Annotated in this window: 27 protein-coding genes, 2 tRNA genes and 1 riboswitch; of the genes, 15 read left to right on the top strand and 14 right to left on the bottom strand. The window is 67.6% G+C overall.

The window, feature by feature from the left end:
- Positions 1-6: 6 nt before the first annotated feature.
- On the bottom strand, positions 7-1,599 hold the full coding sequence (locus E3O48_RS12450) for an ABC transporter permease (RefSeq protein WP_134539212.1): 1,593 nt from the start codon (positions 1,597-1,599) through the stop codon (positions 7-9).
- On the bottom strand, positions 1,596-2,486 hold the full coding sequence (locus E3O48_RS12445; protein WP_134539210.1) for an ABC transporter ATP-binding protein: 891 nt from the start codon (positions 2,484-2,486) through the stop codon (positions 1,596-1,598). The genes E3O48_RS12450 and E3O48_RS12445 overlap by 4 nt, the downstream gene beginning before the upstream one ends.
- Positions 2,487-2,635: 149 nt before the next feature.
- Here E3O48_RS12445 and E3O48_RS12440 point away from each other — a divergent pair, with 149 nt between their 5' ends.
- From E3O48_RS12440 to E3O48_RS12420, 5 genes are all read left to right on the top strand, one after another.
- Complete coding sequence (locus tag E3O48_RS12440) at positions 2,636-3,718, top strand: ABC transporter ATP-binding protein (protein WP_134539208.1); 1,083 nt, start codon at positions 2,636-2,638, stop codon at positions 3,716-3,718.
- Positions 3,719-3,735: 17 nt separating this feature from the next.
- A complete protein-coding gene (locus E3O48_RS12435) occupies positions 3,736-4,938 on the top strand; it encodes an ABC transporter substrate-binding protein (RefSeq protein WP_134539206.1) in 1,203 nt (400 codons plus the stop codon).
- Positions 4,939-4,991: 53 nt separating this feature from the next.
- Positions 4,992-5,918 carry an ABC transporter permease gene (locus E3O48_RS12430; protein WP_134507087.1) on the top strand — a complete coding sequence of 309 codons (927 nt, stop codon included), beginning with the start codon at positions 4,992-4,994 and terminating at the stop codon, positions 5,916-5,918.
- An 8-nt stretch (positions 5,919-5,926) separates the two neighbouring features.
- The gene (locus E3O48_RS12425) at positions 5,927-6,727 is read left to right on the top strand and encodes an ABC transporter permease (protein ID WP_134507089.1); all 801 of its coding nucleotides are present in this window, start codon (positions 5,927-5,929) and stop codon (positions 6,725-6,727) included.
- A 142-nt stretch (positions 6,728-6,869) separates the two neighbouring features.
- A complete protein-coding gene (locus E3O48_RS12420) occupies positions 6,870-7,832 on the top strand; it encodes an IS481 family transposase (RefSeq protein ID WP_134539204.1) in 963 nt (320 codons plus the stop codon).
- 11 nt (positions 7,833-7,843) lie between these two features.
- On the opposite strand, the gene E3O48_RS12415 is transcribed toward E3O48_RS12420, so the two are convergent.
- The gene (locus tag E3O48_RS12415; protein ID WP_134539202.1) at positions 7,844-8,404 is read right to left on the bottom strand and encodes a TIGR03086 family metal-binding protein; all 561 of its coding nucleotides are present in this window, start codon (positions 8,402-8,404) and stop codon (positions 7,844-7,846) included.
- 119 nt (positions 8,405-8,523) lie between these two features.
- Here E3O48_RS12415 and E3O48_RS12410 point away from each other — a divergent pair, with 119 nt between their 5' ends.
- A complete protein-coding gene (locus E3O48_RS12410) occupies positions 8,524-9,744 on the top strand; it encodes a DNA polymerase IV (protein ID WP_134539200.1) in 1,221 nt (406 codons plus the stop codon).
- A 9-nt stretch (positions 9,745-9,753) separates the two neighbouring features.
- Positions 9,754-10,086 carry a hypothetical protein gene (locus E3O48_RS12405; protein WP_134507095.1) on the top strand — a complete coding sequence of 111 codons (333 nt, stop codon included), beginning with the start codon at positions 9,754-9,756 and terminating at the stop codon, positions 10,084-10,086.
- 35 nt (positions 10,087-10,121) lie between these two features.
- Here E3O48_RS12405 and nhaA read toward each other — a convergent pair whose 3' ends face one another.
- Both nhaA and E3O48_RS17665 read right to left on the bottom strand, forming a co-directional pair.
- Positions 10,122-11,468: a Na+/H+ antiporter NhaA gene (nhaA, locus tag E3O48_RS12400; protein WP_134539198.1), complete on the bottom strand. Its 1,347-nt coding sequence runs from the start codon at positions 11,466-11,468 to the stop codon at positions 10,122-10,124.
- 54 nt (positions 11,469-11,522) lie between these two features.
- Positions 11,523-11,684 carry a hypothetical protein gene (locus E3O48_RS17665; protein ID WP_166788700.1) on the bottom strand — a complete coding sequence of 54 codons (162 nt, stop codon included), beginning with the start codon at positions 11,682-11,684 and terminating at the stop codon, positions 11,523-11,525.
- An 88-nt stretch (positions 11,685-11,772) separates the two neighbouring features.
- A riboswitch (TPP riboswitch) is annotated at positions 11,773-11,883 on the top strand.
- A gap of 36 nt (positions 11,884-11,919) precedes the next feature.
- Here E3O48_RS17665 and E3O48_RS12395 point away from each other — a divergent pair.
- Genes E3O48_RS12395 through E3O48_RS12375 form a run of 5 tightly spaced genes read left to right on the top strand, consistent with a single transcriptional unit; the run spans position 11,920 to position 15,717 of the window.
- Positions 11,920-12,537 (top strand): ECF transporter S component, encoded by a 618-nt coding sequence (locus E3O48_RS12395; RefSeq protein ID WP_134539196.1) that lies wholly within the window; start codon positions 11,920-11,922, stop codon positions 12,535-12,537.
- A 12-nt stretch (positions 12,538-12,549) separates the two neighbouring features.
- Positions 12,550-14,055 carry an ABC transporter ATP-binding protein gene (locus tag E3O48_RS12390; RefSeq protein ID WP_134539194.1) on the top strand — a complete coding sequence of 502 codons (1,506 nt, stop codon included), beginning with the start codon at positions 12,550-12,552 and terminating at the stop codon, positions 14,053-14,055.
- Complete coding sequence (locus tag E3O48_RS12385; RefSeq protein WP_134539192.1) at positions 14,052-14,834, top strand: energy-coupling factor transporter transmembrane protein EcfT; 783 nt, start codon at positions 14,052-14,054, stop codon at positions 14,832-14,834. Before E3O48_RS12390 ends, E3O48_RS12385 begins: the two co-directional genes overlap by 4 nt.
- Positions 14,821-15,447, top strand: a complete 627-nt coding sequence (locus E3O48_RS12380) for an ATP-binding protein (protein WP_241982519.1) — start codon at positions 14,821-14,823, stop codon at positions 15,445-15,447. The genes E3O48_RS12385 and E3O48_RS12380 overlap by 14 nt, the downstream gene beginning before the upstream one ends.
- A gap of 9 nt (positions 15,448-15,456) precedes the next feature.
- Positions 15,457-15,717 carry a hypothetical protein gene (locus tag E3O48_RS12375; protein ID WP_134507105.1) on the top strand — a complete coding sequence of 87 codons (261 nt, stop codon included), beginning with the start codon at positions 15,457-15,459 and terminating at the stop codon, positions 15,715-15,717.
- Positions 15,718-15,776: 59 nt separating this feature from the next.
- On the opposite strand, the gene E3O48_RS12370 is transcribed toward E3O48_RS12375, so the two are convergent.
- The 5 genes from E3O48_RS12370 to orn all read right to left on the bottom strand — a co-directional run bounded on the left by E3O48_RS12370 (position 15,777) and on the right by orn (position 19,339).
- A complete protein-coding gene (locus tag E3O48_RS12370; RefSeq protein ID WP_134539190.1) occupies positions 15,777-17,063 on the bottom strand; it encodes a D-alanyl-D-alanine carboxypeptidase family protein in 1,287 nt (428 codons plus the stop codon).
- Positions 17,064-17,086: 23 nt separating this feature from the next.
- Positions 17,087-17,437, bottom strand: a complete 351-nt coding sequence (locus tag E3O48_RS12365; RefSeq protein WP_134507109.1) for a metallopeptidase family protein — start codon at positions 17,435-17,437, stop codon at positions 17,087-17,089.
- A gap of 38 nt (positions 17,438-17,475) precedes the next feature.
- Positions 17,476-18,375, bottom strand: a complete 900-nt coding sequence (locus tag E3O48_RS12360) for an ABC transporter substrate-binding protein (protein WP_134539188.1) — start codon at positions 18,373-18,375, stop codon at positions 17,476-17,478.
- A 219-nt stretch (positions 18,376-18,594) separates the two neighbouring features.
- Positions 18,595-18,670: transfer RNA gene (locus tag E3O48_RS12355), tRNA-His, on the bottom strand.
- Positions 18,671-18,718: 48 nt separating this feature from the next.
- Positions 18,719-19,339 (bottom strand): oligoribonuclease, encoded by a 621-nt coding sequence (gene orn, locus E3O48_RS12350; RefSeq protein WP_134507113.1) that lies wholly within the window; start codon positions 19,337-19,339, stop codon positions 18,719-18,721.
- 125 nt (positions 19,340-19,464) lie between these two features.
- On the opposite strand from orn, the gene E3O48_RS12345 reads away from it, so the two are divergent.
- The 3 genes from E3O48_RS12345 to E3O48_RS18360 all read left to right on the top strand — a co-directional run bounded on the left by E3O48_RS12345 (position 19,465) and on the right by E3O48_RS18360 (position 20,787).
- Complete coding sequence (locus E3O48_RS12345) at positions 19,465-19,725, top strand: thioredoxin domain-containing protein (protein ID WP_134539186.1); 261 nt, start codon at positions 19,465-19,467, stop codon at positions 19,723-19,725.
- A 44-nt stretch (positions 19,726-19,769) separates the two neighbouring features.
- Positions 19,770-19,845: transfer RNA gene (locus tag E3O48_RS12340), tRNA-Arg, on the top strand.
- A gap of 435 nt (positions 19,846-20,280) precedes the next feature.
- The gene (locus E3O48_RS18360) at positions 20,281-20,787 is read left to right on the top strand and encodes a DUF4395 family protein (RefSeq protein ID WP_134539185.1); all 507 of its coding nucleotides are present in this window, start codon (positions 20,281-20,283) and stop codon (positions 20,785-20,787) included.
- A 155-nt stretch (positions 20,788-20,942) separates the two neighbouring features.
- On the opposite strand, the gene E3O48_RS12330 is transcribed toward E3O48_RS18360, so the two are convergent.
- The 4 genes from E3O48_RS12330 to E3O48_RS12315 all read right to left on the bottom strand — a co-directional run bounded on the left by E3O48_RS12330 (position 20,943) and on the right by E3O48_RS12315 (position 24,561).
- On the bottom strand, positions 20,943-21,587 hold the full coding sequence (locus E3O48_RS12330) for a multicopper oxidase domain-containing protein (RefSeq protein WP_241982518.1): 645 nt from the start codon (positions 21,585-21,587) through the stop codon (positions 20,943-20,945).
- Positions 21,587-22,141: a cytochrome c biogenesis CcdA family protein gene (locus tag E3O48_RS12325; protein ID WP_134539183.1), complete on the bottom strand. Its 555-nt coding sequence runs from the start codon at positions 22,139-22,141 to the stop codon at positions 21,587-21,589. The genes E3O48_RS12330 and E3O48_RS12325 overlap by 1 nt, the downstream gene beginning before the upstream one ends.
- A gap of 21 nt (positions 22,142-22,162) precedes the next feature.
- Complete coding sequence (gene lgt, locus E3O48_RS12320) at positions 22,163-23,104, bottom strand: prolipoprotein diacylglyceryl transferase (protein ID WP_134539181.1); 942 nt, start codon at positions 23,102-23,104, stop codon at positions 22,163-22,165.
- Between the two features lie 230 nt (positions 23,105-23,334).
- Positions 23,335-24,561: a M23 family metallopeptidase gene (locus tag E3O48_RS12315; protein ID WP_134539179.1), complete on the bottom strand. Its 1,227-nt coding sequence runs from the start codon at positions 24,559-24,561 to the stop codon at positions 23,335-23,337.
- Positions 24,562-24,809 lie beyond the last annotated feature (248 nt).

The raw sequence follows: 24,809 nt of genomic DNA, 5'->3' as shown, positions 1-24,809 counted from the left end.
GGATGCCTAAGGAGCCAGGTCGCGCCGGCGGAACGCCGTCGTTCCCGCGGCCAGGAACGCGACCGCGACCACCGTGAGCCAGAGCAGGCCGTCGAGGTTCGGATCGGGCCCCGGCAGGAGCGGCGAGTGCGCGAACGGGCTGAGGTCGATGACCATTTGGGGCACGCCCCACAGTGTGCCGAACTCGCCGGCCAGGATGAACGCGATGTAGGCGACCCAGGCGCCCGCGGTGGCCCGGGGCCAGAGGCCCCAGATGAGGATGGCCAGTCCCACCACGACCCACGCGGCCGGGATCCTCGCGATCGCCGCGATCGTGACCCGGGCGATCTGGCTCGGATCATCCACGGCGAGGGCATGACCGGCGCCCGTTCCGGCACCGGCGATGATCAGCAGCCAGGCGACACCGGCGAGGGCCAGCCCGCCGTGAGCGGCGAGCATCCGGACCCGCCCGACCGACGTCGCGAGGAGCGCCTCCGCGTGCCCCGCGGCTTCCTCGCCCCGGAGCCGGGACACCGCGACGATGCCGTAGGCGGCGACGAAGGTGCCGAACAGCCCGATCTCGGCGGCGAGGAAGGCATCCGTCAGACCCTGCCTGCCGCCGAGCTGTTCGATGATCGCCTTCATACCGGGGGAGTTGAGAAGCTCGGCAACCGTGTGCGCGATCGTGCCGAGAACCGGGCCCAGGATGGCCAGTGCGATGGTCCAGGCCAGCAGCGTGGGGGCCTGCAGGCGCCAGGCCAGGCCGAGCGGCGTCCCCAGCCGGCCCGATGCCGGACCGGAGCGCTCGGTGATCATCCCGCTGCCGAGGTCCCGGCGACGACGCAGGAGGAACGCAGCGGCCGTGGTCACCGCCGTGGCGGCCAGGGGGAGTGCCAGGACGCCCCAGTGGTCACCCGCGAACGCCCTGATCTGCTGATTCCACCCGATCGGCGACAGCCAGGACAGCCAGCCTGGTCCGGCTTCGGAGAGGTCACCGACCGCCCGGAGCAGATAGGCGACCCCGATCCCCGCCAGGGCCAGCCCGCTGGCGGCTCGTGCGCCCGTGGTGACCTGCGCGGTCGCTGCGGCCAGGCCGGCGAAACAGGCCCCCGTGACCGCCCAGCCGGCGCCGAACGCCACCGAACCGGCCGCAGGCAGGCCCGCGGCGAGGAGCCCCGCGGCGGTGGCCGCCCCGATTGCCGCGCTGGCCCCGATGGCGACGATCAACGCCGCGGCGAGCGGGGCCGAGCGCCCGACCGCGCCGGCGCCGATAATCTCGAGCCGTCCCGACTCCTCCTCGGCGCGGGTGTGCCGGATCACGACGACCACCATCAGGATCGCCACGGCCACCGCACCGAAAACGGCGGGTTTGAACATGGCCAGCGCGCCGAGCGAGGCGGGATCGTAGATCCGCCCGTACATGGCCACGATCGCGGCGGACGCGTTGACCGCCCCGGCCGCCTCGATCCGGGACGCCGGATCGGGGTACAGGCCCGCGGTCGCCGACGCGGACGAGGCGGCGATCCCGGCGAATCCGAGAACGGACCCGAGCAGCAGCCAGCGGTCCCGGCGCAGTGCCAGACGTAGCAGGCTGCCCGTGCCCCGCAGCTGGGTGCTCACCTCCGTACGCTCTCGTAGTGGCGCAGGAACAGCTCCTCCAGGGTCGGCGGGCTGCTCGTCAGCGAGCTGACCCCTGCCGCGCCGAGCGCGGCGAGCAGCCCGGGGAGACCGGCCGTTTCCACGCTCGCCGTGATGCGGTTGCCGGTCACCACCACCTCGTGCACGCCGGGCATCGCGGCGAGACCGGCCGGCACCGCCGGCACCTCGGCCTGGATCACCGTGCGGGTCAGGCGCCGCATGGCGGCGATGGAGCCGGTCTCCACGACGGCGCCATTTCGGATGATGCTGACCCGGTCGCACAACGCCTCGACCTCGGCCAGGATGTGGCTGCTCAGCAGTACCGTGCGCCCGGCGGTGCGCAACTCCTGCACGCAGGAACGGAAGGTGGCCTCCATCAGCGGGTCCAGGCCGGAGGTCGGTTCGTCCAGGAGCAACAGCTCGACGTCGCTGGCCAATGCGGCGATCAACGCCACCTTCTGCCGGTTGCCCTTCGAGTAGGTGCGGCACTTCTTGGTGGGATCCAGCTGAAACCTCTCCAACAGGTCGGCGCGCCGCACCGGGTTGAGTCCGCCGCGCAACCGGCCGAGCAGATCGATGACCTCTCCGCCGGACAGAGACGGCCAGAGCGTCACATCCCCGGGCACATAGGCCAGGCGGCGGTGCAGGTCGACCGCGTCGGACCACGGGTCGCCCCCGAGCAACGCCACCTCTCCGAAGTCGGCCCGGAGAAGCCCCAGCAGGATGCGCAGGGTCGTCGTCTTTCCCGAACCGTTCGGTCCCAGGAAGCCGTGAACCTCGCCGACCTCCACAGCCAGGTCGAGGCGATCCAGGGCCCTGACCTTGCCGAAACTCTTCGTCAGGCCCCGCACACTGATGGCTTCGCTCATATTTCACACCCTACTCAGCCTGACGGGCGCGGACGAGAGGGGCCATGATGGCGGCGAAGCGCATTGTGACCCGACCGCAACATCGGAAACCGGACGAAGTTACATCCGCTTCCATATGATTTAGCGACAAGGACGAGCGAGGAGGCCCCGTGGCTGCTGACCGACCAGCGATCCGGTTGACCGGGTTGACCAAGACGTTCGGCGCGGTCAACGCCGTCGACGGGGTCGACCTCGACATCGCGGAGGGGGAGTTCTTCTCCATGCTCGGGCCGTCCGGCTCGGGCAAGACGACAGTGCTCCGCCTGATCGCCGGATTCGAACAGCCCACCAGCGGCACGGTGTCCCTCTTCGGCCAGGACGTCACGGAGCGCGCGCCATTCGACCGTGACGTCAACACGGTCTTCCAGGACTACGCGCTCTTCCCGCACATGAGCGTGCTCGACAACGTCGCCTACGGACTCCGGGTGCGCGGGATGCCGAGACGCGAACGGCACGCACTGGCCAGGGAAGCGCTCACCACCGTGCGCCTCGAGGGTTACGGCGACCGTAAACCAGGTCAGTTGTCCGGCGGCCAGCGCCAACGGGTCGCCCTCGCCAGGGCGACGGTGGTGCGCCCCAAGGCGCTGCTCCTCGACGAGCCGCTCGGTGCCCTCGACCTCAAACTCCGGGAACAGATGCAGGTCGAGCTCAAGGAACTGCAGCGCGAACTCGGGATCACCTTCATCTTCGTCACGCACGACCAGGAGGAAGCCCTCACCCTCAGCGACCGGATCGCGGTCTTCAACGAGGGCCGAATCGAGCAACTCGGCAGTCCGGCCGAGATCTACGACAAACCGGTCTCACCGTTCGTCGCCGCGTTCGTCGGCACCTCCAACATCTTCGACGACACCCTGTCCAGGCTGGTGCTCGGGCGCGGCGGCATCCACTCCGTGCGGCCGGAGAAGATGAGCATCGGCCGCGAGGGCACCGCCATCCACACCGACCGCGAGGCGGCGGGCGTCATCGCCGAGGTCATCTACGTGGGCAGCAGCACCCGACTGATCGTCGACCTCGACATCGGCACACGCGTCACCGTGCTCGAACAGAACGACGCCGACCGGGTCGGCGAAGACGAACGCGGATCCCGGGTGCAGGTGGGCTGGGACGAACGCGACACGGTGGCCCTGGCCGCCGCCCCGGTTCCCGCCGACGACCTTCCCCCGCTCACCAGACCAGAACCCGCAACACGCTAACTCGAATGGAGACCGCAATGAATCGCTCTACTCCCCCTCGTCGCACGAAGACGTCGGCCACCCTCGCCGGGCTGGCCATCCTCTCCGTCGCCCTCCTGACCGCCTGCGGCACGACCTCGGCCGGCAACGGCGGAAGCACGGGGGCTAAGGCCCCGACGAAACTCGGCACCAACGAAGGGGCGGTGTCGATCCTCGCCTGGCCGGGCTACGTGGAGGACGGCAGCAACGACCCGGCCGTCGACTGGGTCAGCGCCTTCCAGGACGAGACCGGGTGCAAGGTCACCAGCAAGACCTACGGCACCTCGGACGAGGCGTTCAACCTGATGAAGACCGGCGACTACGACGTGGTCGCGGCATCCGGCGACGCCTCGCTTCGTCTCGTCGCGGCCGGCGACGTCGCCCCCGTGAACACCGACCTGATCCCCAACTACGCGGGCGTCTACGACTTCCTCAAACTGCAGGCCTGGAACAGCGTCGACGGCGTCTCCTACGGGGTGCCGCACGGCTACGGGGCGAATCTGCTCATGTACACAACGGACGCCGTGACCCCGGCGCCCACGTCCTGGGACGTCGTGTTCGACAAGTCCTCGGCCTACAAAGGCAAGGTCACCGCCTACGACTCGCCGATCTACATCGCGGATGCCGCCATGTACCTGATGAGCCACCAGCCCGACCTCGGCATCAAGAACCCCTACGCCCTCGACGAGAAGCAGCTGGCCGCGGCCGTGGACCTCCTCAAGGTGCAGCGCCCGAACATCGGCGAGTACTGGTCTGACTACCTCAAGTCGATCCAGGCATTCGAGACCGGGGACACCGTCGTCGGCACGACCTGGCAGGTCATCCGCAACTCCCTGGCCCCGGGCACCAAGGCGGAGGTCGTCGTGCCCTCCGAGGGAGTCACCGGTTGGTCGGACACCTGGATGGTCGCGGCGAAGGCGAAGAACCCGAACTGCGCGTACGCCTGGCTGAACTACATCAGCAGCCCGAAGGCCAACGCCCAGGCCACCGAGTACTTCGGCGAGGCACCCTCCAACCAGAAGGCCTGCGACTTCATGTCTAACCCTGACCAGTGCTCGCTCTTCCACGCCGGCGACGCCGACTACGCGTCGAAGATCTGGTATTGGACCACCCCGATCGCCACCTGCGTCGACGGCCGCACCGACGTGAAGTGCACCGACTACGCCGCCTGGACCACCGCCTGGCAGGGGATCAAGGGCTGACGCGCGGGCCATCCACCCTCCGTTTGAGCCGCGTCCGGCGAGAGAAAGACACCATGACCGTTGACACCCCGACCCGGCCTGCCGGCCGGCCGATCGTTCCCGCCCCGCGGGACACGGTCGCCCGGCGGGGCTCGGTCTTCCTGAGCAGGCATCCGAGGCTGCGCCTGTCGCTGCTGCTGTCGGCGCCGATGTTCTGGCTGGGCCTGGTCTACATCGCGGCCCTGGCTGCCCTGTTGATCACCGCGCTCTGGACGGTCGACACCTTCACCGGCACAATCTCGCAGACCTGGACTCTCGACAACATCGTCGCGGTGCTCACCGGGTCGCTCTACCAAACGGTCACCCTCCGTACGCTCGGGGTGGCCCTGATGGTGACCCTCGTCGACATCCTGATCGCCCTGCCGATCGCGTTCTACATGGCCAAGGTGGCCAGCGCCCGACTGCAACGGGTGCTCGTGATCGCGGTGCTGATGCCGCTCTGGGCGAGCTATCTCGTCAAGGCCTACGCCTGGCGCTCCGTGCTCTCCCGGGACGGGATCTTCGAATGGCTGGCGGCGCCGTTCGGCGGTCACACCCCGGGCTACGGCCTGCCCGCGACCATCATCACGCTGTCCTACCTGTGGCTGCCGTACGTGATCCTCCCCATCTACGCGGGGCTCGAGCGGGTGCCGGACTCGCTGCTGGAGGCATCCGGAGACCTGGGCGGCAAGACCTGGTCGACGCTGCGCCTCGTGGTGCTGCCGATGATCTGGCCGGCCATCATCGCCGGCTCGATCTTCAGCTTCAGCCTGTCGCTCGGCGACTACATCACGGTGAACATCGTCGGCGGGGCCAACCAGATGCTCGGAAACCTCGTCTACACGAACGTCGGCGCGGCCAACAACCTGCCGCTCGCCGCGGCCATCGCGCTGATCCCGATCGTGATCATCTTCGCCTACCTCGCCGCGGTGCGCCGCACCGGTGCGCTGGAAAACCTGTAGGGGCCATCATGAGACTGAGCCGCCCAGCCCGGGGCCTCCTGGCCGCGATCACGATCGTCGTGCTCGCGGCAATCTACCTGCCGCTTGTCGTGGTGCTCGTCAACTCGTTCAGCACGAGCACGAGCCTGACCTGGCCACCGCCCGGCTTCACCCTGGAGTGGTGGGTGAAGGCCTTCGGCAACGCGGGCGCGCTCGATGCGGTGCTGACCAGCGTGCAGGTCGCGCTCGCCGCCACCGTGATCTCCCTGGTGCTCGGCACGCTGGCCTCCCTGGCCCTGCAGCGCTTCGAGTTCTTCGGGCGGGAGGCGGTGAGCCTGCTGGTGATCCTGCCGATCGCGCTGCCCGGCATCATCACCGGCATCGCGCTCAACAACGCGTTCCGCACGATCCTCGGCGTGCAACTCTCCATCGTCACCGTGATCGTCGCCCACGCCACGTTCTGCATCGTCACGGTGTTCAACAACGTGATCGCGCGCCTCCGCCGGCTCGGCACGAGCTACGAGGATGCGTCCGCCGATCTGGGCGCGGGGGTATGGACGACCTTCCGGCTGATCACGTTCCCCCAGCTGCGATCCGCACTGTTCGCGGGTGGGCTGCTGGCGTTCGCCCTGTCCTTCGACGAGATCATTGTCACGACCTTCACGGCAGGGTCGTCGGTGAAGACCCTGCCGCTCTGGATCCTCGACAACCTGTTCCGGCCGAACCAGGCCCCCGTGGTCAACGTGATCGCCGTCGTGCTCGTGCTGGTGTCGATCGTGCCGATCTACATCGCCCAGCGCATCGCCGGGGCTGAGAAGATCGCCCGGTAGGGCACCCGTCCGGTCGAGACCCCGGGTCTCGGCACTAGATGTACCCGGCCATAACGTTGGTGACACTTTCGGGCTTGTGAAGAAGGAGGACCTCCGGGCTTAGTGGAGGTATCTGAAATCTTCACAAGTCACGGAGGTCCTCATGGGTCACATTAACGCGCGTTTGACTGTTCATGGAAAAGTTCTCCTGATCGAGCGGGTGACTGTGGATAACCGGCCCGTCGCTCACGTCGCGAAAGAGCTCGGCATCTCCCGCCAGTGCGCCCACCGCTGGGTCGCCCGCTACCGCGCCCAGGGCTATTCTGGGCTCCTCGAACGATCCTCCCGGCCCGGGTCCTCACCACGGAAGACCAGCCCGGAGCGCGAAGAGCTCGTGCTGAAATCACGCCGCGATCTCAAGTCCGGGCCGCTGCGTATCGCCGCAGCGACCGGCGCGCCGGCCCGGACCGTGTCCCGGATACTGGCCCGACACCACGTCCCCCCGCTGGCCTGGTGCGATCCCCTCACCGGGCAACTGATCCGCGCGACCCGGGCCACGGCCAACCGCTACGGACGCGAGCGACCCGGCGAACTCGTCCACATCGACGTGAAGAAACTCGGCCGGATCCCCGACGGCGGCGGCTGGAGAGCCCACGGCCGCAGCGAACAGGTGCGCGGCCGCGGCATCGGATTCGACTACGTCCACGCCGTGATCGACGACCACACCCGCCTCGCCTACATCGAAATCCACCCAGATGAGAAAGGCGTCACCGCCGCCGGCGTCCTCACCCGGGCGGCCGCATTCTTCGCCGATAACGGCATCCCAAAAATCGAACGAGTCCTCTCCGACAACGCCTTCGCCTACCGGAATTCCGCCGCATTCCACCAGGCCGTCGCCGACCTCGGCGCGGAGCAACGCTTCATCAAACCGCACTGCCCCTGGACCAACGGCAAAGTCGAACGCCTCAACCGCACCCTCGCCACCGAATGGGCCTACAGCCGAGTCTTCACCAGCAACGACGAACGCACAGCAGCTCTTGCACCCTGGCTCAATTACTACAACACTGAACGCATCCACACCGGCATCGGAACAACCCCCATCAGCCGAGTGTCACCAACGTCATGACTCAGTACAAACTAGACCCGCGCGTCCCGCCCGGTCAGGGCGAGCAGCCGCGACTGCAGCGGGGCATCCTCGGCGACCGGCACAGGGGAGGCGAAGAGGCCGCTGGCCTCCAGCGTGTCCCGCTGCGGCTCGAAGACCGTCCAGACGGCCTCGACGAGCGACCCGTCGAGCGTGTCGTCTGCGGCCGTCGCCCGGGCGAGGTCCCAGGTGTGGATGGCGACCTCGGAGACCTGCTCTCGCAGGTAGTCGAGTGCGGTCACGGTGTCGTAGGACAGGGCCACAGGGGCGTCCAGCGGCGTCGCCCGCCACGCGGCGGTCGCTGCCTCCGAGTAGGTGCGCCATTCGGCGGCCAGGTCCGCACCCAGCGGAGCCAGCGCGCGGCGGGCCTCGAGCGGGGAGAGCCCGCTGAGCAGGGGCGGGATCCACTGTTGCTCGAGCACCACATGGCGCACGAGGTCCCGCACGGTCCAGTCGGCGTCGGGCGTGGCCTGGTCCCACTCGGTGATCCGGTCCATCCGGGCGGTGAACTCGTCGTGGGCCAATTTCTGCAGCGCAATCCAATCGTGCGTCATGGGTGCTCCTTTCGTTGTCGAGTGCAACCGAGTTCGGCCCGCCCGCATTCCGGGAGACGACATCGGATGCCGGGAATCGGGTGGCGCGCGAAGGCCGCCGAGTGGGTTAGGGTCGCTCCATGAGCAGGCAGGACGGAAGCGACCGCACGGTCTCGGCGGCATCCGTCGACGACAGCACCGCGACCCTGCTGCACGTCGACCTCGACGCGTTCTTCGCCTCCGTGGAACTGCTCGACCACCCCGAACTCGTCGACAAGCCCGTTATCGTGGGGCACCGCTCCGGCCGGTCCGTCGTCACCGCGGCGAACTACGTGGCCCGGCGCTACGGGGTCAACTCGGCCATGCCAATGGCACTCGCGTTGCGCCGCTGCCCGGCCGCGATCGTGCTCGAGCCCCAGATGAGCCGGTACAAGCATTTCTCGGACCAGGTGATGGGCATCTTCGGCGACATCACGCCGCTCGTCGAACAGCTCGGCATCGACGAGGCGTTCCTCGACGTTGCGGGCGCCCGACGGCTGCACGGTTCGCCGGCCGTGATCGGGGCCCTGATCCGGCGCACCGTGGAGGCCGAGACCGGGCTCACCTGCTCCGTCGGCGCCGCGTCGACCAAGTTCGTGGCCAAGACGGCGTCGGGGCGCGCCAAACCCAACGGGCTGCTCGTGATCCCGGCGGAGGAGACCCTCGCCTTCTTGCATCCGCTGCCCGTCGGTGCCCTCTGGGGGGTCGGCCAGACGACCGAGGCCTCCCTGCTGCGGCTCGGCCTGCGGCAGATCGGCGATGTGGCCCGCACCCCGCTCGCGGTGCTGCAGAAGACCGTGGGGGAGGCGTCCGGACGCAAACTGCACGACCTGGCCTGGGGGCGGGACCCGCGCACGGTCACCACCGAGCGTGAGGAGAAGAGCGTCGGCCACGAGGTCACCTTCGAGCACGACGTCACGGATGTCGCCCGCCTGCGGAGCGAATTGCTGCGCCAGTCCGATGCGGTGGCGGCCCGGCTTCGCGGCGCAGGCCTCGTCGGCCGGTGCGTGGTGCTCAAACTGCGCTACGCGGACTTCAGCACGGTGACCCGGTCGCGCACGCTCGCGGATGCCACCGACGTCGGCCGGCGGATCTATGAGGAGGCTGCGGCCAGCTTCGACACCCTCGCCGCCTCGGGCATCCGAGTGCGCCTGATCGGGGTGCGCGTCGAGCAACTGGGCGACGGTGACGGCCAGGGCCTCGGCCTGTGGGACCCGGACGACGACTGGCGGGGAGCCGAGCGGGCCGTTGACACGGTCACCGCCCGGTTCGGGCGGGGCGCGGTGCGTCCGGCCTCGTTGCTCAAACCCGACAAGGGGTAGCCTGAGGGCATGACTAGCCTGCCAGAGAAGCTCGCAGAAATTTCCCGTTCCGCCGGCGTGAAGACCGCCTACGGCGACCCCGTTCAGGTGGACGGCATCAGCCTGGTGCCCGTCGCCCTCGTCTACTACGGCTTCGGCGGCGGCGAAGGCGATTCCGCGGAGAGCGGCAAGGGCAGCGGTGGCGGCGGCGGCGGAATGTCCCTCCCGATCGGCGCCTACGTGAAGTCGGGCGGTTCGCTGCGTTTCGAGCCGAACGTGATTTCGTTGCTCGCCGTCGGCATCCCGTTCGTCTGGGTGGCCGGCAAGGCGATCTCCCGCGTCATCCGCGCGCTGAAGCGCTGACGCGCCAGGGCACTCGGGTCGTCGAGACCGACCGTTCAGTTGACGAAGACGTCGGGGACGCCGTCGCTGTCCTCGTCGAGCCGTTCCTTCGCTTCGACCAGTCGGTAGTGCCGGTTCCGTGCGCGCAGCACGACCGTGGCGAGGAGCGCGGCGAGCAGTGACCCGGTCAGGATGGCCACCTTGGCGTGGTCGTCCAGCACCGTGCCGTGACCGAATCCGAGTTCGCTGATCAGCAGCGAGACCGTGAATCCCACCCCGGCGAGCATCGCCACCCCGATCACGTCGACCCAGGCCAGGTCAGGGTCCAGGGTTCCCCTTGTGGTCCTGGTGACCAGCCAGGTGGCGAAGAGGATGCCCACCGGCTTCCCGACGACCAGGGCGACGACGATGCCGATGGCAATCGGGTCGGTCAGGGCCTTCGTGAGTCCCTCGGCGCCGCCGATGCTCACCCCGGCGGAGAAGAACGCGAACACGGGCACGGCGAAACCCGCCGAGATAGGGCGGATGCGGTGCTCGAGTGTCTGGGCGAGGCCGGGACCGGCGTCGGGGCCGCCCCCCTTCCGGCTGCGCAGCACCGGCACGGCGAAGCCGAGCAGCACGCCGGCGACCGTGGCATGGATGCCGGAACCGTGCACGAGGGCCCAGACGAGCAGCCCGATCGGCAGCAGGATGACCCAGCCCGCCCAGGTCTTCCTGCCGAAGAAGTTCGAGTGCCGGTGGGTGAGGTAGGCGAAGAGGGCCAGCGGCACGACGGCCAGGAGGAGCATCATCGGCTGGATGTCAGTGGAGTAGAAGAACGCGATGATCCCGATGGCGAGCAGGTCGTCGACCACGGCGAGCGTGAGCAGGAAGATGCGCAGTGCGCTTGGCAGGTGGGAGCCGATCACGGCGAGGACGGCGACGGCGAAGGCGATGTCGGTGGCGGTGGGCACGGCCCAGCCGCGGAGCGCTTCCGGTCCGCCGCCGATGTTGATGGCCACGAAGAACAGGGCCGGGGTGATGACACCGCCGATCGCGGCCGCCACGGGGACGACGGCGCGGCTGAAGGTGCGCAGGTCGCCGGCGACGAACTCGCGCTTCAGCTCGAGACCGGCGATGAAGAAGAAGATGGCCAGAAGGCCGTCGGCCGCCCACGTGCCGAGGCTGAGCTTCAGGTGCCACGGCTCGAAACCGACCTCGAAGTCGCGCAGCGAGAAGTAGAAGCCGGCGGCCGGGGTATTGGCAAGAATGAGGGCGACAACGGTCGCCGCCAGGAGCAGGGCGCCGCCCACGGTCTCCTTGCGCAGGATCTGCGCGACGTGGAGGTGCTCCAGGTAGCTGCTCCGGCGGAAGATCTGCGCCCTGGTCTCTTCGGCGGGGGCGGACGGAGATGGTGGGTTCACGGGAGATCCTCTGGATTTCGGCTCGGCTCTAGGGCGTCGACCAGGCTTCCCGACTCACCGCTTCCAGCGTACACGGGGTCGGTTCCGGAGCCAGGCCGGCAGGTGCCAGGGGCCGCTCACTGGAAGCCCGCGCAGGAGCCGGCGCCGGCGCAGGATGAAGCGGCGTAGCAGCACGATCAGCAATGCCGCGAGCAGCAGGGGGACGGCGACGCTCACCCTGGGACGACCGGACGGGTCGACCGACCGTATCCGGTCCGGGCGCGGATTCGAGTCATCGTCCGAGTCTACGCGGCGGTCTATACTCGACTACGAACACGGGAGTCCGGTCAACCGGGCTGAGAGGAAGCTTCGGAAAGCTTCGACCGTCGAACCTGATCTGGATCATGCCAGCGCAGGGAGGCAGATTATCTCGTACCCGTGCCCTGTTTTCTCTACGGAAAGGGCACGAACAGTGCACACTGAAACCATCATCGCCACCCGGTCGGTCTCACGGAAATGGCGGGTCGTCGACATCGTCATCGCCAGCGTCATCGGCGTGGCCAGCGGCTTGATCTTCGTGGTCTGGAACCAGGCCTACAACCCGCTCAGCGGGCTGCTCACCCCGCTCCTGCCCGGACTCCAGGCCCTCCTCGGAGGCGGCTGGCTGTTCGCCGGGGTGCTCGGCGGCCTGATCATCCGGAAGCCCGGGGCTGCCCTGTACGCCGAGCTGCTCGCAGCCGTGGTCTCCACCCTCGTGGGCGGCACGGCCTGGGGTGCCACCATTCTCGTCTCCGGGGTGGTCCAGGGTCTCGGCGCCGAACTGGTGTTCGCGATCTTCCTTTACGCCAACTACCGCCTGTACGTCGCCCTCCTGGCCGGCGCCGGCGCCGGGCTCGCCCTGGCGGTCAACGACCTGCTGTTCTGGTACCCCGGTTCCGCGGCGCCGTTCATCACGATCTACACGCTCTCCTCCGTCCTCTCCGGCATCGTCGTGGCCGGTCTGTTGTCCTGGTTGGCCATGCGCGGCCTGGCCCGCACCGGGGCGCTGTCCCGGTTCGCCGCCGGCCGGGCGGTTCGTGCCTCGAACTAGGGCGCGGAAACGATGACCGCCGCGAATTCGCCGACCTCCCGGGGTGCGTCCGTCGACGCCCGGGGGTGGGGCTGGCGGCACGCCGGACGCACCGGCTGGGCCGTCTCCCGGCTCGACCTGCGAATCGAACCCGGCGAACGCGTGCTGCTGCTCGGCGCGTCCGGGGCGGGGAAGTCGACACTGCTGCACGCACTGGCCGGCGTACTCGGCGGCGACGATGAGGGCGAACAGCACGGCAGACTGCTGGTCAACGGTGGCGAGCCGGCCGCGGCCCGCGGCCAGGCCGGGCTGCTGCTGCAGGACCCGGACTCGCAGGTCATCCTTGCCCGGGTCGGCGACGACGTCGCCTTCGGCTGCGAGAACCTCGGTGCGCCGCGCGAGGAAATCTGGCGGCGCGTGCAGGAGAGCCTCCACATGGTGGGACTGGACGTACCGCTGGACCACCCCACCTCGGCATTGTCCGGCGGCCAGAAACAACGCCTCGCCCTGGCCGGCGTGCTCGCGATGAGGCCGGGTTTGCTCTTGCTCGACGAACCCACGGCGAATCTCGACCCCGCAGGAGTGATCGAGGTGCGCGACGCCGTGGCTCGGATTCTCGAGCATTCGGCGGCGACCTTCATCGTGATCGAGCACCGGGTGGCCATCTGGCAGGAACTGGTGGACCGGGTGATCGTGCTCGACCAGACCGGGGGAGTGCTGGCCGACGGCCGACCGGATGACGTGCTGGCCAGCCAGGGCGAGCGGCTCTCGGCCGCCGGGGTCTGGGTGCCCGGACGCGGCCACGGGATGCCGATCCGGCGGGCCACCGTACGCGACGTGGCGGACGGCACCCTGCTTCGCGCGGAGTCCCTCGCCATCGCACGCACGAAGAGCGTCGTCGTCGCCCGGGACCTCGACCTCACCGTTCGGGCAGGGTCCGCCCTGGCTGTCACCGGGCCGAACGGGTCTGGGAAGTCGACCCTGGCGCTCACGCTCGCCGGGCTGGTGAAGCCGGCGGGTGGACGGTTGGAGGCGAGTGCCGGGTTCGCCGACGGGGCGGGCGCCGCTCCGATCGGCTGGACCTCCCGGCAGCTTCTGACCAGGGTCGGCACGGTGTTCCAGGATCCCGAGCACCAATTCGTCGCCGGCACCGTGCGGGCCGAGCTCGCGGTCGGCCCCCGGGCCCTCGGCCGGAGCGGGCCGGCCGTCGACAGCCGGGTCGACACCCTGCTGCAGCGGCTCAGGCTCGACCACCTCGCGGAGGCGAATCCGTTCACCCTGTCCGGCGGGGAGAAACGACGCCTGTCTGTCGGCACAGTGCTGGCTACCCAGCCGCGCCTGCTCGTCCTCGACGAACCGACATTCGGCCAGGACTTCCGCACCTGGCGTGAAGTGGTGGCGCTGCTGCTCGAGCTCATCGACGACGGAACAGGGGTGCTGGCGGTCTCCCACGACAGCGACTTCGTCGCGGCCGTTGCCGACCGGGAATACCGCCTGACCGACCGCGTCGCCAACCGCCAGCCGGCGGCCCCGAGATGAGCGTGCTCAGGGTCCCCGAAGGGACGCAGGCGATCTTCCGGGTCAATCCGGTGGCCAAGCTGGCGGCGGCGCTCCTCCTCGCCGGCGTGCTCATGCTCACCATCGACTGGGTGTCCGCCCTCGTCGCGCTCGGCTGTGAGGCCGTCCTGTTCTTCTGGGCCGGATTGAGCGCACGGATGTTCCTGCTCCGCACCCTGCCGGTCTGGCTGGCCGCGCCGACGGCTGGCCTGACCACCCTCCTCTACGGGCAGGCTGCCGGTCAGGTGTACTGGGCATTCGGGCTCGTCCACGTGACACAGGGGTCAACCGACCTGGCTGTGGCCACGACCCTGCGGATCCTGGCGATCGGCCTCCCGTCGGTCGTGCTGTTCGTCACGGTCGACCCGACCGACCTCGCCGACGGCCTCGCCCAGGTCGTGCGCCTGCCGTCCCGGTTCGTGCTCGGAGGCCTGGCCGGCCTCAGGCTGGTCGGCCTGTTCATCGAGGACTGGCGTGCCCTCGAACTGGCCAGGCGGGCCAGGGGAATCGGCGACGGCGGCGCCATCCGCCGGCTGGCCGGCCAGGCGTTCGCGCTGCTGGTGTTGTCCATCCGGCGCGGGAGCAAACTGGCGACGGCGATGGAGGCCAGGGGCTTCGGCGCCCCGGTCCGTCGCACCTGGGCCAGGCCGTCCAGGTTCGGCGGGCGCGAGTATGCCCTGGTCGGCATCGGCCTGCTCGTGGCGTTGCTGGCCGTCATCGTCTCGGTGGCGACGGGAAACTGGAACTTTGTCCTCGCCTGAGCCGGACGGGCGCATGTCGGCGCTGCTCGCACCGATCCTCGCCGCCCTGGCCGGCGCCGGGCCCACCCCCGTCGTGCTCATCGACGGGCCGAGCGGGGCCGGCAAGAGCACCCTGGCCGACCGGCTCGCCGCCGCCTGGCCGGGGGAAGAGCCGGTTCTGGTGCGGCTCGACGACATCTACCCCGGCTGGCAGGGACTCGACGCCGCCGTTGAACATCTGACCCGGCAGGTGCTCACCCCGCGAGCGGACGGACTGCCCGCGGCCTGGCAGCGCTACGACTGGGCCAACGCCCGCGCCGCCGAATGGCATCCGGTTGATCCGGCGTGTCCGCTCATCGTGGAGGGATGCGGCGCCCTCGCCGCCGCGCACCTCCCGTTCAGCGAGATCCGGGTCTGGCTCGCCGCCGACGACGGCGTCCGCAAGAAGCGCGCCCTGGCGAGGGACGGGGACATGTTCCGGTCGCACTGGGACGAGTGGCAGCACGAGTGGGAAGCCTACCTGGGCCGGGACGACCCGGAACACGGCGCCACGATCCGGCTCAGCGGGACGACGGAGATTCCCTGCCCGCCGGCGCCTGAAATCGGCCGCCTAAAACCGGCCGTCCCGGACTAGGTTGGAGACATGGCCAGCCCCGAAACCCACAACGTCCTCTACACGGCGGAGTTCATCGACGGTCCCCTCGAGGGGCAGGTCGATTCACGCGTCCTCGTGCACGGCAAGCACGATTCCCGGATCAGCATGCTCGCCGCCGTCGAGGGCATCGAAGCCCTGTTCTGGTACGACGAGGTCGACGAACGCGACGTGCAGGGCCGGTTGCACGTGCGCTACCGCTTCGATGCCGGCGACAGCGACCCGTACCTGCCGACCGACGAACAGGACTGACGAACAGGATTGTCGGGCAGCAATGACGGCCAGCAGGGGCCGTCCGTCAGTCCTGAGGGTTAGCGGCGCGCCGCCAGCAGCGCGGTGATCATGGGGACCGGATTCAATAGGCGCCAGCCCGGACCCGGTGCGCTGATCGTGCGGTCGAGCACGAGCGGCGCCGAGACCGGGGTGCCGGCCGCTTCGACCGACACCCGGCCGATGGTGCGCCCCGCCCGCCCCGTCGAGAAGGTGTCCAGGGTGACCGTGGCCGCCCCGGGAGCCTGGGCCTGCCAGCCGAACCGGGTCTTCGAGGCGCGCACCGTTCCGGACGAGGCGGCGCCCCACGGGGTGCTGAACCGCACGTAGGCGTCTCCCTTGGCCAGCACCGGAAGCTCGCTGACCCCGGAGCGGGCGCTCTCCATCAACGCGGTGAGATCCGTCTTGAGCGTGTCGTAGTCGGGTTCGCCGATCACCGCTCCGGAGAAGGTGAAGACGGATTCATCGCTGCTGACACGGGCGGTGAACAGGAAGCAGACGCCGGCGGCATCCGTGTAGCTGCGGGACACGCCCGTGATGCCCTCGTCGGGCAGATAGGCCGTGGTGTTGTCGACGCCGCGCTGGCCGACCAGCGCCGACGGGGGCTGGGAGAGCATTCCCGCGATGACCGGGTCGGAGGCGGCCATGCCGGCCAGGCGGGCCAGGTCGGTGGCCGTTCCGGCGCTTGCGTCGTGGAGGCCGTTGGCGTCGGCGACCGTCGTGCCGTCCAGGCCGTGCGCGGTCAGCCAGGTGTTGGCGGCCGCGACATAGGCGTCGATGGAGCCGAACGCCCAGCGCGCGAGGGTGTCGGCGTGGTTGTTGCTGGAGCCGAGGACCATCGCCTGGAGCAGCTCCGTCTCCGTCCACAGCTCACCGGGGAAGACGACGACGGTGCGCGCGCCCGAGTTGCCGTAGTCGATGTAGTCCTGGTAATCGGCGGTGGTGATCGGGATCTTCGGACCCGCGGTACCGGCTGCCAGGGGCTTCGCGTCCAGGACCACCAGCGCGGTCACGATCTTCGCGGCCGACGCCATCGGCAGTGCGTCTGCGTTGCCGCCGACGGCGATCGGGGCGGTCTTCGCTATCGCGGAGGCATCCGGTGTTGTCGCGCCAGGGGCTGCGGTGTCGAGGGCGACGATGGCGCTGCCTCCCTGAGCGGGCAGCACGGGTGGGAACGGAGTGGCGTCGTTGAGCGCGGGGGTCAACCGAGTGGCGGTCGCGGCCGGGAGCGGGCCGAGGAGGGTCGCCGGGCCGTACACGCCGATCAGCAGGATAGCGAGCGCGCCGACCGTGATGCCGATGAAACGGCCAGGTCGGAATCTGTTCATGGGTTCAGGCTAGCAAGCGCCGGTCATCCCCAGCCGAGGTCGTGCAGCCTGTCGTCGTCGATGCCGTAGTAGTGCGCGATCTCATGCACGAGGGTGATGTGCACCTGGTCGCGCAGGTCGTCCAGATCGGCGCACAGCTCGAGGAGCGGTTCGCGGAACACCACGATGCGATCGGGCATCTCGCCGAACCCGTATTGGCCGCGCTCGGTCAGCGCCACGCCGTCGTAGAGACCCAGGGTGTCCAGTTCGCCGTCTTCCGGGCGGTCCTCGACCACGAAGATCACATTGTCGAGCCCGTCGACCATATCGTCGGGCAGGAGATCGAGTTCGTCGATAACCAGACTTTCGAACTCCTCGGGACCCAGTTGCAGCATCCGTTCAGCATCTCACGGGCGCGGGGCGATCGGGATGCCTAGCCGTTCGCCGCGGCGTTGATCGTGATCGTGTCGAGCCCGCCGTCGGCGACGCCCCACTTGTCGAGGATCGCTGCGTAGGAACCGTCATCGACCATCGACTGAAGGGCGGCCTGCACGGCCTTGGCCAGTGGCGCCCCTTTGGCGACGGCCAGGCCGTAGGGCGAGACATCGAACGTCTTCCCGGCAGTCTGCAGTTTGCCGCCGGTACGGGAGATCGCGTAGAGGGTGACGGGCGAGTCGGCGCTGAACGCGTCGGCCTGGCCGAGGATGGCGGCGTTGGTCGCAGCGTCCTGGGTGTCGAATTTCAACTTGGTGATCGGTGGCTTCCCGGCCGCGACGCAGGCATCGCTCTTCGCCGGGATCTCATCGGTGTCTTCGTAGGTGGTGGCCTGCACGGCAACCGTCAGCCCACAGGCGTTCTCGGGGTCGACGGACTTCCCCTTGGCCGATGCCCACTGGATGCCTGCCGTGTAGTAATTGACGAAGTCGACCTGCTCTTCGCGCTTGACGTTGTCGGTGAACGAAGACTCACCGACGTGCATCTTGCCGCCGATGATGTTCGGGATGATGGTGTCGAAGTTGGCCACCTTGTATTCGGCGGTGAGGCCGAGCTTGGCGGCGAGAGCATCGGTCAATTCAATGCCCCAGCCGATCGGGTTGCCGGAGTCGTCCTTGAACTCGTTCGGGGAGTAGTTCGGGCTCGTGCCGATCACGAGAACGCCGGCTGCGGTGATCTCCTTCGGCAGCAGGGCCGCGGCCGTGTCATCCTTGCCCACGGCGGTGCCGGTCGCGGTCCCGGTGGAGCCGCCCGGCGAACCGGCGGAATTGTTGACGCAACCGGTCAAGAGCAGCGCGGCCAGGGCCGCGACTGCGGGGACTGCATAGCGCACGCGCATGGAGACTCCTTCGTCTGTTTTCCCCCACCCGTCGAGTGTGCGGCGCGGAGCCGGAACGGAAGGATTCCCCCGGAGTCTATGAGGCCGGCTGGGAGGGAGCGCTGCCGGAGGACACAGTGCCGGGAATGACAACCGGATCGTGATGGAGGCCGGCCGGAACCGGACCATGTTCGGGGCTTAAACGCAGAAGCTCCACCCGAGGTGGAGCTTCTGCGACATTGGGGTGACTGACGGGGCTTGAACCCGCGACCTTCCGGACCACAACCGGACGCTCTACCAACTGAGCTACAACCACCATGTGTTGCGCTTCTCCCGAAGAAGCAGCGGCAACTCAAGAATTCTATTACACGTTTGGGCTGAATGTGGACACGGCTTCGGCCGCGCGCGATTTCGCCTGGTCGCTGGTGGGCCCGGGGTCGGTCACGAAGACCGTCTGGCGGTAGTAGGCGAGCTCGCGGATGGATTCCAGGATGTCGGCCAGGGCGCGGTGACCGCCGTCCTTGGCCGGCGCGTTGAAGTACACCCGCGGGTACCAGCGGCGGGCGAGTTCCTTGATCGAGGACACGTCGACGTTGCGGTAGTGCAACTGGTTGTCCAGGCGTGGCATGTACTTGGAGAGGAAGGCCCGGTCGGTTCCGATCGAATTGCCCGCGAGCGGGGCCTTCTGCTCGGCCGGGATGAACTTCAGCACGTACTCGAGGACCTCGAACTCGGCCTCGGCCGCGCTGACCCCGTTGGGGATCTCCTCGATCAACCCGGAGGAGGTGTGCATCTCCCGAACGAAGTCACCCATGTTGGCCAGGGCGGAATCGTTCGGCTTGATCACGATGTCGAGGCCCGGGTCGATGATGTTGAGGTCGTAGTCGGTGATCACGACCGCGATTTCCACGAGTTCGTCCGAATCCAGGTCCAAACCGGTCATCTCACAGTCAATCCAAACCAACCGGTCACTACTTTTTGTCATGTGACGAGTCTAGCGGCGGCCACCGACCGGCCCTGGGGGAGCGGCCCCGCGCCGACCTAGACTGGTTCCGACACCGTCGACGGCACGGATACGTTGCCCCGGCACCGTCTGGAAGGGAACCCCTGATGGAACTGACCTACTTTTCTTCCGCGTTCTGTGAGCCGTGCCGGCAGACCAGGGCGGTGCTGGCTGAGGTGGAGCGCCTGGTTCCCCAGGCGCACGTACGGGAGCTCGACGTGGCCAGGGACACCGCGGAGGCCGAGGCCAGCGGCATCCGGATCACGCCGACCGTCATCGTGCATGATTCCGCCGGGGCGGAGGTGTTCCGGGCGACCGGCGTGCCCACCCTCTCCCAGGTGCTCGTGGCAATCGCGAAGGCCCTGTGACCAACCCGGCGGGCCGTCTGCTGTATCGTTGAACCGCTTTCCCCGCCCCCGTAGCTCAGTGGATAGAGCAGCGGCCTTCTAATCCGCTTGTCGTTGGTTCGATTCCAACCGGGGGCACCACGAGCGCGGTCTGATCAGGTTTTTTTGTCCTCATGGAAAAGCCAAGACTTGATGCACTCAACGTATATTCAACGTTTATTCCACCGTGCCCGCGGTCCGCGTCAACCTGGGGGAGAGGGGCGAGATTGTGGTCAACATCATGTTGACCAGCTCGAACCCGCGAATCTAGGGCGCCGGGGACGCGACCGGCATCCGATGTGTTTGCCGGGTCCTGCCGTTGGAATACGTCCCCGGGCCGTAGTCAACCGGGATATTCGCGGCTTCGTCAAGATCGTCGCCGACGCCGAGACAGGCGGATCGTGGGGATAAGGTCACAGGACGACTCAGCTTCGGCGAACGCCCAGCCTGGCTATTCAGCGGACTGCGGTAGTTTAAGACTTTGCAGACTTTCAACTAAGAAGGCGAACAGCCCCTGTTGGCTACATGGGGTAATCCATGCCCAGCACTAGGGAATTGAAGATGGCGGCACTGAGAGAATTCACGAAGACAAACTTGGATAAGCAAGGATTTGGAGGCCTCGATGATGACGCCAAGTCCTGCTACTCGCGGCCCCTACGATTCACACCGGCAATTGGCACTGTCTTGATCGTTGTCGGATTGGTCTTGCAGTCGCCTATATTTCTGGGTGTGGGGGCAATCGTTCCTCTCACCGGGGCACTATTCCCCCGTGGCATGATTCTCGACCTGGTCTATAACTTGGGCGTCCGCCATCTGTTTCGTGCTCCGGCGCTTCCCCCCACGCCCAGTCCACGACGGTTTTCCTACCTGCTGTCTACTGTGCTGATTGTAGGTTCAGCCTTGTCCTTCTACTACGGATTGGCAGCGCTGGGATTCGTGCTGGGAGGAATGGTCGCTCTCGGAGGCACAATCCTCGCCACCACCCATTGGTGTCTCGGATCGTGGTTCTACAGACTGATTTTCGCTCACGCGGCGGCAAAGTAAAGGGCAGGGCCACGCAACAAAAGCACAGTGCACCCGTGAGGTCCGCAAGACTGGGTTGGGCTGGGCACAGCTGTACTTCCACAACCACATGGTGCCTTTCGGGCATTGGCTTCGTGGTCCGTCCATGATCGTCCTGCCAATCAGCTACCGGAGGATCAGCGGACGTAGGAGAAGACACCCATCATGCCGCGGCCAGCGTGATAGGCGTTGTGGCAGTGGGCGAGCCACTGCCCGGGATCATCCGCCTCGAATTCGATGGCCACCGTTTCGTTAGGACGGACGATGACGGTGTCCTCACGGGCTCCGTTGCCGGCAATTTGGAAAGTGTGCCCGTGCAGATGCATGGGGTGCCACATCTTCGTCTCGTTGATGATCTTCACTCGGATGCGGTCGGTGGCGGCGACCTCGAAGGCGCCGGCGAAGGGGTTCAGCATGTCAAAATGACGGCCGTTGATGCCCCAGTTGTATTTCGCCATGGTGCCGGTCAGGCGCATGGTGTGCCCGCGGTCGGGCGACCGGGATGGCAGCAGGACGGACTCGTGACCCTTCAGCCGACCGCCGTCGGTGACTTTTCCCTCCAGCACGGTGGGCAGCCCCGCTGCATCCGGGGCCGACCCGGTAGGCGGTGTCGCCTGCTGCGTTGAGGATTCGCAGGCGAACGCGGTTGCCGGGAGGGCTGGCAAGGACTTCGGCGTCACTGGTTGTTTTGCCGTTGAAGAGATGGGCCGGCATGTCGCGTCCCCTGCGTCGCCGCCGAGGTAGGAGCTGTGGGAGACCTTGAGCATGTGTTTCATGCTCATTACGGGATTCCAAGTCCCACACAGTAGTACAGCCCCAACAGGGCACCTCGCCCAGGGGATCCCGTGCCGAGGCTGAGGAGTGAAATGGCCGTCAGGGTCGGCCCGAGGCAGGGCGTCCAGCCGATGTCGAAGACCAGACCGAGTAGAGGTCCCCCGGCCAGCCCGGTGGCCGGTGCGAAACGGGGTTTCACTGTGCGTTGGAACGTGGAGAAGGCGCCGATGAACGTAAGTCCCATGATGATCACGACGATTCCGAGAGCGCGGGTGATCGGATCTTGCCAGGGGACCAGCCAGTACCCCGCCGCTCCGAAAGCGGCGCCATAAGAGATGAACACCACCGAGAAGCCCAGGACGAACAGGCCGACCCCGGTCAGGCGGCGCCGCCGGGGGTGGGCGCCTTCTTGACCGGCCATGCCGCCGACGTAGGCCAGGTATCCGGGGACCAATGGCAGCACGCAGGGGGAAGCGAATGAGATGAGGCCGGCCGGCACGGCGATGGGGATGGCCATCAGCAGTTGCCCGTTGAGGACGATTTGGGCGAAGTTTTCACCCATCGTTGCTCTTCGTCGACGGCATCATTTCTGTCCGGTGGCGTCGCCGGTCGGTACGTCGTCGGCGTCAGTGGATGCGGCAGTCGGTGGGAGTTCCGTGATCGGTTGGTGAAGCGAGGTCCATTGCCGACCGGGCAGGTATGGGCTTGGTTCCGGTTCCGTATGGCGGCGCGATTGGACGATGATCAGGATGAGGCCGACGACGGCGACTGCCGTGGCTGTGATCATGTTGATCTTGATCCCGAGCAACTCGAATTCGGTGGGGTCGAGCCGGAAGGATTCGAACCAGGTGCGACCCACCCCGTAGATGATCAGGTAGAGGCCGAGGGTCTTGCCCCAGCGGAGGTTGTACTGACGTTCGGCGAGCAGGACGATAATGACGCCGGCCAAGTTCCACAGAATCTCGTACAGGAACAGGGGGTGAAAGAGGGTGTCCGCGGGCAATCCGGTCGGGAACGCGGGCTGGGACGGGGTGATCTGCAGGCCCCACGGGAGCGTGGTGGGGGTGCCGAAAAGTTCCTGATTGAAGTAATTTCCGAGGCGCCCGAACGACTGGGCGAGGAGCATACCGGGGGCAAGGGCGTCGCCGAACGAGAGGAATCGCACTCCGGCTCGACGGCAGGCAACGTATGCTCCGAGGCCACCGAAGAGGATCGCACCGAAGATTGCCAGCCCGCCCTCCCACACATAGAGGGTCTTCCAGAGATCCGCTCCGGGAAAAAAGTAGTCGGTCGGATGCGTGACCACATGATAAAGCCGTCCGCCGATGATGCCGAACGGGACAGCCCACAGCGTGATGTCGAGGACGATTCCGGGCTCTCCGCCGCGGCGGGTGAGTCGGCGGGAGGTCAGGATCACGGCGACAACGATGCCGGTGAGAATGAACAGGGCGTAGAAGTGAATCTGGAAGGGTCCGACCTGGATGGAGCTGATGTCGGGGCTCGGGATGCTGGTGGGAATGGTCATGGGTGGGGCGTGCTTTCCTGGGTCTGGCGCGGGCGGCGGGCGCTCGTGTGCCGCCGTGAGATGGTCATTCTTCTGGTTCGAGCGCGGTCTTGATCAGCGCATCGAGGACGCTGGAGTCGGGGATCCGGCCGAGTATCCGTGCGGACAACCGGCCTTTTGTGCCAAGGTCGAGTGTGTCCGCAACGGCGTTCGGGGCGACCGTTCCCCCGATCCGGGAATTCCGCCGACGGTCATCCAAGGGCGATCCCTCTCGCGCTCATGAAGGGCGCCGGGTTGATTCGGGCGCCATCGACTCGAGTCTCGAAGTGTAAGTGGCATCCGCTGGATGCCCCAGTCGTGCCCACGAGGGAGATGGTCTCGCCGGCGGCAACCTGCTGGCCATTGCTTACCAGGATTTGGCTGTTGTGTGCGTAGCCGGTCTGAACGCCGTTGCCGTGGTCGAGGAGGACCCAGTTGCCGTAGCTTCCCAGATACCCGGCGTAGATGACCGTGCCTCCGGTCGCGGCAGATACCGCTCGCCCGCACCCGGCAGCAATGTCGGTTCCGTAGTGAAAGGCGCCCACTCCGGCGACGGGTCTGGAGGGGCGTGGGCCGAAGGAGTCGCTGATCCAGCCAGACACGGGAAGCGCCCAGCCTTGCTCGCTGAGCTGACCGACATCGAGCGCGGATCCTCCGCCACCACCCCTGGACGCAGCAGCAGCAGCCGCTGCCGCGGCCGCCGCTGCGGCCGCTGCCGCTTCGGCTGCTCGACGCACTTCCTCGCCCTTGGCGTAGTCAGCTTCAGTGGCGGCACGATTTTCGCTGAGAACCGCGAGTTGCGCCTGGAGAGTGCCTGCGTTCTCTTCCTGTTCCGCAAGCTTGGACTCCAGTGCGGCTCTGGCCGCGATGGCCTCGGTGAGCGCCGTCTCGGCTCTCCTGGCCAAGGCGCCAAGCGCATCCTTTGCTACCTTCGCCTGGTCGGTCAATGCGGTCGCCGAATTCCGGTCCGCTGCTGCCCTGTCATAGATCATGGTTGAACGCTCGGTGAGCTTGCTCATGGCGCCCAGCTGGTAGAGCAGGGCGTCGGAGTTTTCGCCCTGGAGAAAGAGGGTCATCGAGAGATCGGACGCACCCGCACGGGCCAGCGTTGCAGCCAATCGGCCGGCCTGTTGTTGGGAGAGGCCGGCGCGCTGGGTGGCGTCATCGGCTTGGCTCTGGAGAGTGGTGGCACGGTAGGTGGCTTCGTCGAATGCGCCCTGTGCGTGCTCGTACTCGGCGCCGCGTCGAACGGCCAGGTCCCGGGCCGTCGCCACCTCGGTCGCGAGCCCTGCGATCAGGTCCTTGAGTGCGGTGATCTGAATCTGCTTGGACGTCTCGCTGGAACGCGCGGTCTCGACATCTGACCACGACGGATACTCGCCCGCTGCCGCCGGGGACGTCACACCGATGACGGCGACCAGCGACAGCGTGGCGACCATAGCCCCGGCCCATTTCCCGATGAACGGGCGTTTGGACGTTTGCGGGTGGTAACTAATTTGCGCCATTGGGACGTACTTTCTCTGTGAGCCAGGCAAATGGATACGTCGGTGTTGTGCCGTCGAGCAGGATCTCGAATAAAGGTGTGGTCCGGTGCTGTGCCCGGTCGAGCCGACGTTCCCCACGAGCTGGCCGACCAGAACGGGTTGCCCCACGGTGAGAGCGAGGGAACCCTTCCTCATATCCAGTC

The sequence above is a fragment of the Cryobacterium sp. HLT2-28 genome (genome assembly GCF_004402495.1).
Classification (GTDB): domain Bacteria; phylum Actinomycetota; class Actinomycetes; order Actinomycetales; family Microbacteriaceae; genus Cryobacterium; species Cryobacterium mannosilyticum.
Note: the sequence above shows the minus strand (reverse complement) of the source record. Positions and strands in the feature narration are given on the sequence as shown.

Bases quoted from the DNA above. Each gene is read 5' to 3' on its own strand.
- E3O48_RS12435 (WP_134539206.1), top strand. From the start codon at position 3,736: ATGAATCGCTCTACTCCCCCTCGTCGCACGAAGACGTCGGCCACCCTC.
- orn (WP_134507113.1), bottom strand. From the start codon at position 19,339: ATGACAAAAAGTAGTGACCGGTTGGTTTGGATTGACTGTGAGATGACC.
- E3O48_RS12370 (WP_134539190.1), bottom strand. From the start codon at position 17,063: ATGAACAGATTCCGACCTGGCCGTTTCATCGGCATCACGGTCGGCGCG.
- E3O48_RS12360 (WP_134539188.1), bottom strand. From the start codon at position 18,375: ATGCGCGTGCGCTATGCAGTCCCCGCAGTCGCGGCCCTGGCCGCGCTG.
- E3O48_RS18360 (WP_134539185.1), top strand. From the start codon at position 20,281: ATGCCCAGCACTAGGGAATTGAAGATGGCGGCACTGAGAGAATTCACG.
- E3O48_RS12325 (WP_134539183.1), bottom strand. From the start codon at position 22,141: ATGGGTGAAAACTTCGCCCAAATCGTCCTCAACGGGCAACTGCTGATG.
- E3O48_RS12385 (WP_134539192.1), top strand. From the start codon at position 14,052: ATGAGCGTGCTCAGGGTCCCCGAAGGGACGCAGGCGATCTTCCGGGTC.
- E3O48_RS12375 (WP_134507105.1), top strand. From the start codon at position 15,457: ATGGCCAGCCCCGAAACCCACAACGTCCTCTACACGGCGGAGTTCATC.
- E3O48_RS12365 (WP_134507109.1), bottom strand. From the start codon at position 17,437: ATGCTGCAACTGGGTCCCGAGGAGTTCGAAAGTCTGGTTATCGACGAA.
- E3O48_RS12415 (WP_134539202.1), bottom strand. From the start codon at position 8,404: ATGACGCACGATTGGATTGCGCTGCAGAAATTGGCCCACGACGAGTTC.
- lgt (WP_134539181.1), bottom strand. From the start codon at position 23,104: ATGACCATTCCCACCAGCATCCCGAGCCCCGACATCAGCTCCATCCAG.
- E3O48_RS12410 (WP_134539200.1), top strand. From the start codon at position 8,524: ATGAGCAGGCAGGACGGAAGCGACCGCACGGTCTCGGCGGCATCCGTC.
- E3O48_RS12315 (WP_134539179.1), bottom strand. From the start codon at position 24,561: ATGGTCGCCACGCTGTCGCTGGTCGCCGTCATCGGTGTGACGTCCCCG.
- E3O48_RS12390 (WP_134539194.1), top strand. From the start codon at position 12,550: ATGACCGCCGCGAATTCGCCGACCTCCCGGGGTGCGTCCGTCGACGCC.
- E3O48_RS12405 (WP_134507095.1), top strand. From the start codon at position 9,754: ATGACTAGCCTGCCAGAGAAGCTCGCAGAAATTTCCCGTTCCGCCGGC.
- E3O48_RS12420 (WP_134539204.1), top strand. From the start codon at position 6,870: ATGGGTCACATTAACGCGCGTTTGACTGTTCATGGAAAAGTTCTCCTG.
- E3O48_RS12330 (WP_241982518.1), bottom strand. From the start codon at position 21,587: ATGAGCATGAAACACATGCTCAAGGTCTCCCACAGCTCCTACCTCGGC.
- E3O48_RS12345 (WP_134539186.1), top strand. From the start codon at position 19,465: ATGGAACTGACCTACTTTTCTTCCGCGTTCTGTGAGCCGTGCCGGCAG.
- E3O48_RS12430 (WP_134507087.1), top strand. From the start codon at position 4,992: ATGACCGTTGACACCCCGACCCGGCCTGCCGGCCGGCCGATCGTTCCC.
- E3O48_RS12425 (WP_134507089.1), top strand. From the start codon at position 5,927: ATGAGACTGAGCCGCCCAGCCCGGGGCCTCCTGGCCGCGATCACGATC.
- E3O48_RS12445 (WP_134539210.1), bottom strand. From the start codon at position 2,486: ATGAGCGAAGCCATCAGTGTGCGGGGCCTGACGAAGAGTTTCGGCAAG.